We start from the raw sequence: 11,712 nt of genomic DNA, 5'->3' as shown, positions 1-11,712 counted from the left end.
ATGGAAAAAAGAGTCATCAATCCATGGACTTGGCAGGACAACCTCAGCTACGTGCAGGCAGTGGAAGTAAAAGATGCCGCAAGCACATTGTACGTTGCAGGACAGGCGGCCGTACACGCCGACGGCGCATCCAGCAATTCAGATATGCGTACCCAGCTTGGAATTGCGATTCAAAACCTGGAAACCGTCATAGGTGAAGCTGGTTACGAATGCGGCAATATCGTCAGACTGACCATTTATACAACTTCCTCGGACGAGTTCATCAAAAACTGCTTCGATATATTTCAGGATTTTGTGAAAAGGCACCGCATGCGGCAGGCGGTTACGCTTTTACAAGTAGTTGCCCTGTACGAAACACTCAATGTTGAGCTGGAAGCCACAGTCGTCAGATAGAAACCCGGCAAGGACGAAACACCCCGTTAACCACGCTGACGGGGTGTTCCAAATAAATGCTTCGCTTTTGAAGCATTTCAAGCCACCTTCAATATTTCCTGCTCCACCCTTGCCAGGAATTTGGACCGGGATTTCAACGTGTCCATATCCTTGTGGGATGATAAGTAAAACACACCCTCTTTACTGGGATCGTCCAGCAAATAAAATTTGTATCCGTATTTCACTTCTCCCGGCAACAGCTCCCCTCCTTTTACAGTGGGCAGAAACTGGTACAGTATTGCCCCATATTCCTTAAAAAATTCCGGGGTGTAAGGCGTAGTAAGGCGGTCCAGGTCTATCGGTTTAGACGCATAGTACTGTATATATCTGGTTTTCATGACTATATCTCTCCTTTTTCTTTTATCGATGGGAGCAATCGCTGTGCATTCCGGTCTGGGATGCGTTCTTTCGGGTTTTCAAGGCTGCTGCCATCAAAATCCTCTTCGTCTGTGACTTTCATCTTTTCAAGGTTCATAGTTGTTGATGATTTTATTGAGATTAATTAGTACTCACCGCACGTTAACCACCTGTTAAACTTTTAATTACAGGCAAGTCCCCAATGCAGGATTTGGACAATCACCCGAAGGCCTGAGCTCCAACGGACAATTTTCACCCAATTTAAAAAATGGTCCTGAAACATGCACTATAATTGATATTTTTATTATCAATATTATGATACAAATAAAATCATTTCATATGATATGATCGGCAGAATCAGGCAAGTACCAGCCGATTCGAGGGCCGCTAAAACGCAATGCCTTGAACATGTCGAGAAATGTCTACTGAATTCTGTGTAGCAATAAATATAGAAGTAGTTACATTTGTTTATTAGAATTACTTCTATCAAAATAATATTGCGATCTCCTATCTGCGCCATACACATATGCATCACTTTCGATCATCTCAGGTTTTGATCGATAGTATCTGCATGTTTAGATATCGGCGGTCATGACATTTAAATCATCAATAGAATCTTCAAACAAAATGGAAAGTCTTCAAACTATCAGGAAGATCGATCTGATCGACCTTCAAACCAGGGCCATTGATTTGAATCAGAAAGGTAACCAGGTAAGGATATTATCGAAGGATGAAATTTTCAACCTGATCGATGTGCATGAGCCTTATTATGCCTTGAAAGATGTGACGGTTAGTGCCAACCATTTTGCCGCTTGCAGAATAGAATCGGAACAACCTTTGGGAAAGGAAGTTTCGCCGGTTGCTGCATCGGAGGCAAGCAGGCACATGGCGATTCTGGGTTCGCTGTGCTGTGCGATGGTAAATCCTGTCAAACAAAAGCATTATTATCTTGCGTACTGCGGAACTTACACCAGGGCTGTCGATGAAGCCTACTGGACTGGAAACGAGCTCATTGTAACAGCCGAGTGCATTTCCTTCGATAAAAGGAAGGCCACTGTTCGCGCTTGTCTGTTGAACCATCAGTATCAGCTCATTTGTGGAATAGATGTCAGCTACCATGTGATTCACCATACGGTATTCGAACGTCTTTATGCTAATGGCTACCAACAAATGCCGGATTTTGAGTTGAAAAACCCATACCGCATTAAAAGCCGGCTTCTCGATGTCCAACTTTCTGACTTGTGTGCCACGGCCTCGTTGGGTGAAATACGACGTGAAAATTGTTTAGGGCACTTCCCCAGCTTTCCGGCGATGCCCGTGGCAATCCTTTTGAGTGCCCTGCTGGATCTGGCAACCATTTACATACACCACGCCAAGGGCGACGAAACGTTGAATATGCTGGTCAAAGAGTTTACGTTACTGGCTGACAATCTTGCCTTTTCGGGAGAAACCGTGACGTTATGTGTTAATCAGGAAGCCTGCTCCGATAACAGGTTCAAGTTGCGTTGTCTGGCCAAATCAACCGATGGAAAAAGCGTTGGGGACATCACTGCGATCATAGAGAGTGTTTAGAATGTAGATACGCAGGGGCTAACTTCCCGCAAGACAGTCACACAATGTACTGTCATGAATTTTCGACAACAACGTAGTGCTTTTTAATACATCGGGAGAAGGAATGTCTCTATACCTTCATCTTTGAACCAAATCCCAACCTGCCATATGGCAAACATTTACCCGACAGCACTATTTTCCGCTCTCAATCAGCTGCTTCTGCTGACATTTCTATTCTTTATTGGATCGGGAAAGATCGAATCCCACGCTCAAATTGCTGCTTCGGATTATGTGACGACCTGGAAAACCGATATTCCGGGCGACGCCACAGGCAGCAATCAAATTAAAATCCCAGCCTTTGGAGAATACACCGTTTACTACGAGAGCATTCCAGCCGGTTCGGCCGGGACGTTGCCGGCTGCGGGTACTTTTATAGATCAAAATGTCATCACGTTACCCGCTGCCGGAATCTACCGCATAGCCATCAGGCCCACCGGCGCCGCCCCTTTTCATAGAATTACCGCCCAAACCGGCAGTTTCCAAAAACTGCTGACTATTGAGCAATGGGGCAATGTGGTGTGGTCGTCAATGGAATCCGCCTTTACCAGCTGCGCAAATTTGACCGCCATTTCAGCGACCGATGTTCCCGTATTAAGTAGTGTAACCACTATGGAAAGGGCCTTTCTAGGTTGTCTTTCATTGAACGATGCACCCGCCATGGACAATTGGGATGTGGGAGAAGTTACTGACATGGCTTATATGTTCTCCGGGGCCCAGCTATTCAATCAGCCTATTGGAAACTGGGACGTCAGCAGCGTCACAAATATGAGCTTAATGTTCTCGGCCACCCAAGCCTTCAATCAGCCTATTGGAAACTGGAATGTGGGCAATGTAGCTGATATGTCATATATGTTCTGGAACGCCTCTGCTTTCAATCAGCCGATCGGTAGCTGGAACGTAAGCGGCGTGAACAATATGGAACATATGTTCGACGGTGCGAACAATTTTAATCAACCTATCGGAAGTTGGGACGTCAGTAGTGTTACCGATATGACGGAAATGTTTATTGGAGCTGCCGCGTTCAATCAACCGATTGGTAACTGGAATGTAGGGAATGTAACGCGGATGGATGCTATGTTTAATGCTGCTGACGTTTTCAATCAGCCGCTCGCTGATTGGGATGTAAGCAATGTTACCAGTATGGGTTCCATGTTTGCGTTCAATCCTGTTTTCAATCAGCCGCTCGCTGATTGGGATGTCAGTAGTGTAACCAACATGGGCGGAATGTTCGGTGCATCAGCATTTAACCAGCCTATCGGCAACTGGGACGTCAGCAACGTAACCGAGATGGGTGGAATGTTTTACGCGAACCAGGTTTTCAATCAGCCTATCGGCGATTGGGACGTTAGTAGCGTAACTGATATGAGTAGCATGTTTGAAGGCAGCGCAGCTTTCAATCAGCCCATCGGGAATTGGGACGTTAGTAACGTGAACAACATGATTTCTATGTTCAGCAGCGCCGCGGGTTTTAATCAGCCGATCGGGAATTGGAACGTCAGTAACGTGGAATATATGATCAATATGTTCGGCTTTAATCCCACTTTCAATCAGCCTATCGATACCTGGGATGTTAGCAACGTAACCGAGATGAGCAGTATGTTTGAAAATGCTTCGGCTTTCAATCAACCGCTTGGCAACTGGGCTTTAAATGCCTCCGTCGATATGACGGGGATGTTAATAGGCAGCGGCCTCGATTGCTCTAATTACAGCAATACGCTCATCGGATGGGCCGCGAATCCCGCTACTCCTCCCGGACGTGTCCTTGAGGCCAATGGGAAGACATATGGCCAGACGGCGGAACTCGCACGGGACTATCTGACTACTACCAAATCCTGGACCATCACGGGCGACAGTCTTGACGCAACTTGCACCAGCATGCCCGTGACGCTGGTATCTTTTGCCGCTACCAGGCAGGAGTCGTTCTCGTTGCTGACCTGGTCGACCACGGAGGAAACCAACAGCGACCGTTTTGATATCCAGCGCAGCACCGACGGCAATGCCTGGCAAGTAGTCGGTAGTATCCCTTCAACCGGCGAAAGCAAGGTTTTGAAAAAATACCGCTTCGAAGATCACTCACCCGCAACGGGTATCAATTACTATCGTCTTAAAATGGTAGACCACGATGAAACTTTTGCGTACAGCCATATTGAGCGCATAGATTTCAAAGGGCTGGCGGATTTTTATGTTTTTCCTAACCCGGCCACTGATAAACTGATGATCGGGAATCATGAAGAGGTGAACGAGGTTTCCATCTACAATCAGGCAGGTCTGAAAGTCCTTAAAAGACGCAGCATTTCCGCACAAGGCATCGATGTAAGTAAACTGCCGCCCGGCTCATACACCATTTCTGTTACCTTATCTGATGGCAGACGGCATGCCGGTAAAGTACAGGTAATGAAGTAAATGGGTGTGAGTTTCTTTTTAACAAGTTACATTCTTTAAAGGTAAGGCTTTGACATACGCATCGAAGAGGTGCGTAATTAAGAGCCGTTTTTCTTCCCACTCGTGCCTCGCAGAGTCGAAAATAGGCAGGAAACTCTCCTAACCAGTCGTGTAAATCATGGAAATGGGCCAGGATCTTCATTTATAAATTAGACGATTTCTTCAAAACCAAATACCCGTAAACCTGATCCATACCCAGCTCCGTGATCTGGCCTCCTTGTTGTTTAAACAGGTAATTGGTGCTTCCGTCCGTCCACAGATTTTCCTTGATGTAGTTGAGCGGCTGAGGCTTCCCATTCCCGATTGTCGCCAGAAGAGAAAGGCCGTTTTTGCTGATTTTAACAACTACATCCTCGCCACGCCCCCGGCCCTTGTAGTTACCCGCGAATTTTGCCGGGTCACCTTGGAAATGGGCAGGCTTATTGACTTGCAGATCTTTATAAATAAGGTCCGCCACTTTATCGGCAATCTGCCTTGGGCCAACGCTGGTGGTGTTGATCAAAACGATGATGCTTACATCCTCATCCGGGAAATAGCTGTTCTGAGAAAGAAAGCCGTTAATTCCCCCGCCATGCTCTACAAGGCGTTTGCCCTTCCAGTCTGTCACGGTAATGCCCTTTGCATACCGGGTAACAGTCCCGTCATTCAGACTTACCGGTGTTAAAAATTCCTTATAACTTTTCTCATTGAGGATCTTCCCATGATGCAGCGCATTGTTCCATTTCTCCAGATCACCGACAGTCGAGCATAGCGAACCGGCCGAAAATGGCCAGGTGTGATCGAGATAGGCGGCTCTGACCAATCCTTTCTCATTCCTGTCATAGCCATGGGCCCTATTTTTGGTGATTTTGTTTTCGCTGCAATAATAGGAATTAGTCATCCCTGCCCTATCGAACAGATTCTTTTTGACATATTCTTCATAGGACATTCCACTCACTTTTTCGATGATCAGACCCAGCATAAAAAAGGCCGTGTTATTGTAGATCAATGCCTCGCCTGGTTCGAAATCGAACTGTTCTTTTTCTACGATACGTAAAAGGGTATCTCTGCTGTGCTTTTCGATCGACAACATTTCAAAACTCGGCAGTTCCGTGTAACCTTTAATGCCTGACGTGTGACTCAGTAATTGCCGTATTGTGACCTTCCGGTTCCGTGTATTGAACCTCAAATACTTCCCAAGATCATCTTCCAATGTCAATTTCCCCTGCTCGGCGAGCTGCAAAATAGAAGCTGCGGTGAATTGTTTCGTAACCGAGCCAATCTCAAATGACGCGGTGACCGGAAGTTTGACATCCAATTCAAGGTCCGCATATCCATACGCCTTTTGAAATAACGGTTTATGATTTCTGAACACGCCAACGGCTATGCCCGCCGCCTCGGTTTTGTCAATATGCGGTTTGACAATACTATCTATTTTTGCTTCCAGGTTGGGGTCAGTTGGAAACTTGTCTTCCTTTTTAGCGCAGGAAAGCAGCAAAACAATCGCCAGCAGGTAAATGAAGTTTTTCATCGAGGACAGGAAATGTCTATAATGTAGGAAGTTTCTTGGTATTTTTTTTAAAAAAAAACAGCCAAAGGTCAAGATTGTAACGCACTACCGGCAGACAACTTTAACCAGCCTCAATAGTATTCCCGCATTTCTTACATTGCTGCCAGCTTATGCTCCCGAAGGTGGTCTTCGCGTGGGCTGGTAGAAGAGATTAAACAAACGTTTTCGAGAGTAAAAAATACCCCATTTTCATAAAATCCGGCATTTGCATCTTCGGATCTACTTAAATGTTCGCCCCACAGAAAAGGCAATTTTAGTAAATATTACATCTCCGTTTGTGTCGCCCTGGAAGCTCGTATGCAGGCCAAACGAGTATTTGCTGTTTGGACAGTAATTTAAAAATAGTCGAATCAACCCGCCAGGACTGAAGGTCTTTTGAGGTGTAGCATTTTCTACCACCATGACCGGAAATGGCAAGCCCGTACCAGGGGGATAATACGTGGCTAAACTATTTGGCATAGATGACGATTGGTAGCGAAAAATAACGCCGCCTTTTACACCAACGTTTATGTGTTGAGCACGCACAAAGCTATATCCCACGATACCAGCAACTTGCATCCCCGCAGTCGTGTACCTGTAAGAAATGTCGTGCTCCTTCTGGTTTTGGTCAACATAGGTTTGGGGATATTCACCGTTATGGATGCTGCTTCCCGCTTCGATTGACCAAGAAAGTCTTTTTCTCAGGTATTTCTCAAATTCAAAACCTTGGACTATCCCCTCTACGTCTCCTGTACCATGGCGTGCAAGTCCAATGGAAGCCCTTAAAGAACGAGTTGGATACAGATTGGAGTCCTGAGCCTTTACAAGGCTGTTTAAACCCAAACAGATAATTAGAAGTAGTCCTATTTTCATAAGTTGAGAATGAGTTTGTCTGAATTAACCCTATCCAAGTTTAGCGGTTCGCGGTTTACTTTAAAAGTTTCAGGAATAGCCATGCCCACATTTTCGACCAATGATGGTATTCTATTGACTAATGTGACCTTGATTGGCCGCAGATTGATCGTTTACTTCCCTACCTGACACGTTCGTCACAATTTTCTGAGGCAGGCTGCGGACATTCGCCGCAGCCTGGAAGATTCTCAGAACAGGAAAGCAAGCTGTACCAGCAAACGCCCCTTAGCTACCACGTGTCCGGATGCGCTTTGCTGCGCAATGGGTTTCTGACCCGTAATACCCATTGTCCACTTTTCGGAAAACAACGTAAGGCCTGCGGTCGCATTGACTAAATCGCCTCCGGTCACTCCAAGAGCTTCCCCATTTTGGATACCGTGACCGGCATGCTCTCCATAGATTCCCACAAGTGGCGTAATGGCCAGCTTTCCCAGCTGGATGGAACGGTAAAGATCAATGGTACCGTAGATTTGGTTACCGAAACGATAGCCGTCGGAATTCGTCGTATTGAACTTTCGTGAGATATTGGCCGCCAGGCCCCATTGGTCCTTTGTAATGGTATAAAAAGCATTTAGTATAAAATCAGTGCTGCCCGTTCCCAGTTGGAAGTTAGCATTGGCTACTTGGAGCGCATTGCTCTCGTCAAACCTGAACTTGCCCGTAGGCAGCTTCACGCCGCCGCCGATCAGCAGCGTGTGGTTGAAAGTCCGTACGTTTTCACTATCCATGAAAGTATTGAACAGGTTGTAATTAGCCAGCACAGTAATGTCGCCCAGGCCGCTCTGCCTTTTTACATCGGCGGAGGTAACCTGCTTGTCGGCCCGGAATGGCACGAACGTCATGACCTGCACCCGTTTGACAGGAAAGAAACGCGTATAGAGCTCGCCGATATTGAAATGCTCCTCAGTACGAAGCACTTTACTGTCTCCGTGCGTCACGAAACGCATATGCTGGTACCGCACTCCTGCCAGCGACTTGTGCGATTGCGGGAGAAGCCCGAAATAGGCGCCGCTGTTTGCGCAGCCACATATGTCACAAGCAATAGCTCGCGGGTACGGCGCCATTAGCAGCATTATGGTATAAAGAAATAGTTTTTTCATTTCAGGTTTTGTTTAAAAATTTGTCCCCACGCCGGGGTCGGAGAACTGCTTCTCCCGGATGAACTGCTCATCGCTGAGCGAGCGCAGAAAGGATATGATCGATTGCTTCTCAGCGGAAGTCAGGCTAATGCCCCGTTTCTCGCCCGGCCCGATTAGCTGGATGTCCAGCGTAGCCGAAGGATGGATGCTGTCCGTATAATGGTCCAGTACTTCTTGGAGGCTGTGGTAACGGCCGTCGTGCATGTAAGGCGCAGTCAGGCCCACGTTGCGGAGGCTCGGGACTTTGAACTTATAGCGGTCAGCCGGATTAGCCGTAATCCCGAACCGGCCTTCATCGCCCGCGCCGGAAGGGACTAACCCGTTGTTTCGAAAACTGTAATCGGTAAACAGCTCGCCCGCATGGCAACTGCCGCATTTTGCCCGGAAGACGGCCATTCCCCGCTGTTCTTTGACGGACAGCGCCGACCGGTCACCTTGCCGGAAATAGTCGTACCGCGACCCGGCCGACACCAGGCTGAGCATAAACTGGGAAAGCGCTTTCATCATACGCTCGCTGGTAATCTGCTCATCGCCAAATGCCCTTTCGAACATCAGCGGGTAATTAACAGGCATCTTTGCAGCCGACAATGGCGTATTTTGCAGCTTCGCGATCACATTTTTCACGGTCTCGTCCATCTCTACCGGGTTTTCAATCGGATTGAATGGCACCAGGTCCAGGTCATGCACACCGCCGTCCCAGAAAAACGACGGGTTCCAGGCCAGGTTCTGGATCGAAGGTGAGTTCCGGGTACCGAGCAGATCGTCGACGCCATGGCTTAGCTCATGACCGTGATGTGTAAACGCGGCTTCCTGCTGGTGACAGGTACCGCAGCCGATCTGGTTGGTACGCGACAGGATGCCATCGTAGAACAGAAAACGTCCCAGTTCGACACCTTCCCGTGTCAGCGGGTTGCGGCTGATGTCGTATACCGGATCGGGAAAATGCGCGGGCTTTTTCCATTGGATCGGCGTCGGGCCGCCATTGCCCGGCTTCACCCCGGGGCGATCGTCTTTCTTGCAGGCGATGGTCACCAGCAGGAACATACCAGCCAGAACGGCGCATACGAAAGGTACCTGGCCGGTTGCCCGGCCAGGTTTGAAAGTGAATAGCATGGTTCGTCAATGGATATGGTCGACCGAGAACATTTGCGCGTAATTGTCGGCAACCTGCGCGGCTACTTCCGGCTGCTGCCCCATTACACTTTGATATTTTCCAATCGACAGGTTGTTACCCGGCCCTTTGAAAACCTTTTGCACATCAGCAAACAAATGCACCTCCGGTGTTTTCGACGTCGTGACATCGGCTTTCAGCTCCCCGAAGCCCAGCTTCACGATGCGTGTATTATTGACCGTGCGGGTGCTGTAACCGCCAAAAAGGCCGATGTGGTAGTAAAATTTACCATTGACCGGGTTTCCCTTGGACGAAGTCCCCTCCATTTTCAGGAAAATATAGCCCGAATTCCACGCCCAGTACATGCCGTCCTCCATCATCGAGTCGCCTGGATCCAATACGCCGGTCCGCTTCTCGATAGGCATGGTATTACGCGTGCTATCGACGCCGAGCATAAATTCCAGGCCGGTATAGGTGCCGACCGGGACGTTTTTGAGCCGTACGAATTGAGACTCCTTTTTGTTTTCCATGACCAGGAAATAGCTTGAATCCTGCGGTACAACGTAGGAGGTACCATCTGCACGTACCAGTTTGATGTTGGAAACAAAGTAATTGAACTTGGTGACGACAAAATCCTCGCCCACGCCGTTGGTACTTGCGCCGCCGCCGAGTACCAGATTTTTATCCCCCACAATATTGTCGAATTCAATGGTAAGCGCACCCTTATCGCCAGTGGAAGGTACAGGCCCCTGTGCTTCGCTCTCGCAGGAAGCAAGCATGAGCATACCCGCCACGGCAGCCAGCATCGCTGGCAAAGCCTTGGAAAGTTTCATGATAATCAATAGTTTGACAGCCTTGACGGTAATAGCTACCGAAGGCCTAGTTTTTGTTATGACAAAGTACGGGTTACAATGTCAGCAGATGGGTGGGCGGAAAATATCCGGGGAGAGGTTCTGCCCGTTCAACGGATCCGAGAATTTAAACACCACGACTTCTCGCATGGCACCAAAAGTAGCCGGTTGCAATCGTGTGATATTTTCATGAGCAGGCGCCTGGGCAGAAAGAATTTTGCTCATCAGTTCGTTTTCCGCCTGGCGCTGCTCCTCTTTGGCCGCCTGGGCGATCCGTTTGGCCAGGTAACATTTCCCATCGCAATGCAGCTGCGGACGCGACCTGTTTTCACACAGGGTTGCGATAATGTAGTCTTTCCGGAGCTGGTAATCGAGGTAAATCACCGGCACAACCAGGATCTTGACCAGCATGACTGCCAGTATTATGACCCCGGATAGCTGGTTGAAAAGCGATTTCACGATGATTTGCGCTGGTTATGCAGGAAGTAGTTGCAGGCACCTCCAAAAGTAACATACGACGGCGATGCTGCCTAATTTTTAAGTTAAAATAAGTTACTACTAACAGCCAGCTTCATTGGACCGGCTGCATAACCACATTGCTGGTCCAACAAAGGTTGCCCCACCGCTTTCCCCGACGCAGAACAGATCCAACCTTTCCCGGGCCAACGCTATCATAACGGTAATCTTTTCTTGCTCACACCAGTAGCGTTTCTATTCTTTTTTACGACCTGCTTAAAAACAACTTAATCTGTTAGCAACATGAAAACAAATCTTTCAAGGTGTCTCGCGTTCCTTTTTCTGGTTGTAATCTCCGTCTCATTTTCCTGTAACAGAGAAAATAACATTTCCCCTGATCCGGATGGCGGGCCGCTGGTACAGACGAATGGTGCGGAGTATAGCAAACTGATGGCTGGTCGCGAGGCATTCGAGGGTACGCCGTTTGAAATTACAAAAATCACCCGGGAGGGAAACTCTTTAAAAATCGATGTGAACGGCGGCGGCGGTATCGAGAATTATAAAATCGTTTGGGACGGCTCGCTGATGCTGTCCTATCCAATGCAAGCCCGGCTTGTGGTGGGATATAATACACCCGATGGTGCCCAGGACAAGGCCATGCACAATTACACGCTCGAAGTGGACTTGCAAAAGTTATTTGGAGACACAGCCAATGCTTCCGAGGTTATCGTACACGTAGCAAATGGTTCCAAAAAGCAAGATAAGGTGGTTGATCCCAACGGAAGCACTTCCAATCCAAAATAACAACGCGTCCTTTTCAATCACATCATCCCTGCCCGGGCCCCCCCCGGGGCGCGGGGGGCCCCAAGAAAT

The 11,712-nt window shown here is 48.1% G+C and carries 12 protein-coding genes; 4 read left to right on the top strand and 8 right to left on the bottom strand.

Features of this window, described 5'->3' with window-relative positions:
• On the top strand, positions 1 to 393 hold the full coding sequence (locus AAHB90_RS31215) for a RidA family protein (RefSeq protein ID WP_342089254.1): 393 nt from the start codon (positions 1 to 3) through the stop codon (positions 391 to 393).
• 77 nt (positions 394 to 470) lie between these two features.
• Here the strand turns inward: AAHB90_RS31215 and AAHB90_RS31210 are convergent, their stop codons facing one another.
• Positions 471 to 770: a hypothetical protein gene (locus tag AAHB90_RS31210; RefSeq protein ID WP_342089253.1), complete on the bottom strand. Its 300-nt coding sequence runs from the start codon at positions 768 to 770 to the stop codon at positions 471 to 473.
• Positions 771 to 772: 2 nt separating this feature from the next.
• Positions 773 to 907: a hypothetical protein gene (locus AAHB90_RS31205; protein WP_342089252.1), complete on the bottom strand. Its 135-nt coding sequence runs from the start codon at positions 905 to 907 to the stop codon at positions 773 to 775.
• 509 nt (positions 908 to 1,416) lie between these two features.
• Between AAHB90_RS31205 and AAHB90_RS31200 the strand changes: the two genes are divergently transcribed.
• Positions 1,417 to 2,361 carry a hypothetical protein gene (locus AAHB90_RS31200; RefSeq protein ID WP_342089251.1) on the top strand — a complete coding sequence of 315 codons (945 nt, stop codon included), beginning with the start codon at positions 1,417 to 1,419 and terminating at the stop codon, positions 2,359 to 2,361.
• A 147-nt stretch (positions 2,362 to 2,508) separates the two neighbouring features.
• Complete coding sequence (locus AAHB90_RS31195; RefSeq protein ID WP_342089250.1) at positions 2,509 to 4,803, top strand: BspA family leucine-rich repeat surface protein; 2,295 nt, start codon at positions 2,509 to 2,511, stop codon at positions 4,801 to 4,803.
• Positions 4,804 to 4,984: 181 nt separating this feature from the next.
• Here AAHB90_RS31195 and AAHB90_RS31190 read toward each other — a convergent pair whose 3' ends face one another.
• From AAHB90_RS31190 to AAHB90_RS31165, 6 genes are all read right to left on the bottom strand, one after another.
• Positions 4,985 to 6,352, bottom strand: a complete 1,368-nt coding sequence (locus AAHB90_RS31190) for a serine hydrolase domain-containing protein (RefSeq protein ID WP_342089249.1) — start codon at positions 6,350 to 6,352, stop codon at positions 4,985 to 4,987.
• 258 nt (positions 6,353 to 6,610) lie between these two features.
• On the bottom strand, positions 6,611 to 7,243 hold the full coding sequence (locus tag AAHB90_RS31185; protein ID WP_342089248.1) for a hypothetical protein: 633 nt from the start codon (positions 7,241 to 7,243) through the stop codon (positions 6,611 to 6,613).
• Between the two features lie 227 nt (positions 7,244 to 7,470).
• Positions 7,471 to 8,382 (bottom strand): hypothetical protein, encoded by a 912-nt coding sequence (locus AAHB90_RS31180; protein ID WP_342089247.1) that lies wholly within the window; start codon positions 8,380 to 8,382, stop codon positions 7,471 to 7,473.
• 12 nt (positions 8,383 to 8,394) lie between these two features.
• Positions 8,395 to 9,534: a cytochrome-c peroxidase gene (locus AAHB90_RS31175; RefSeq protein ID WP_342089246.1), complete on the bottom strand. Its 1,140-nt coding sequence runs from the start codon at positions 9,532 to 9,534 to the stop codon at positions 8,395 to 8,397.
• 6 nt (positions 9,535 to 9,540) lie between these two features.
• Positions 9,541 to 10,365 (bottom strand): MbnP family protein, encoded by an 825-nt coding sequence (locus AAHB90_RS31170; RefSeq protein WP_342089245.1) that lies wholly within the window; start codon positions 10,363 to 10,365, stop codon positions 9,541 to 9,543.
• Between the two features lie 81 nt (positions 10,366 to 10,446).
• Positions 10,447 to 10,842 carry a hypothetical protein gene (locus tag AAHB90_RS31165; protein ID WP_342089244.1) on the bottom strand — a complete coding sequence of 132 codons (396 nt, stop codon included), beginning with the start codon at positions 10,840 to 10,842 and terminating at the stop codon, positions 10,447 to 10,449.
• Between the two features lie 300 nt (positions 10,843 to 11,142).
• On the opposite strand from AAHB90_RS31165, the gene AAHB90_RS31160 reads away from it, so the two are divergent.
• A complete protein-coding gene (locus AAHB90_RS31160; protein WP_342089243.1) occupies positions 11,143 to 11,643 on the top strand; it encodes a hypothetical protein in 501 nt (166 codons plus the stop codon).
• Positions 11,644 to 11,712: the final 69 nt, after the last annotated feature.

Source organism: Dyadobacter sp. OTU695 (assembly GCF_038440355.1).
Classification (GTDB): domain Bacteria; phylum Bacteroidota; class Bacteroidia; order Cytophagales; family Spirosomataceae; genus Dyadobacter.
The sequence above is the reverse complement of the archived record's forward strand: the minus strand, read 5'-3'. Positions and strand labels throughout refer to the sequence as shown.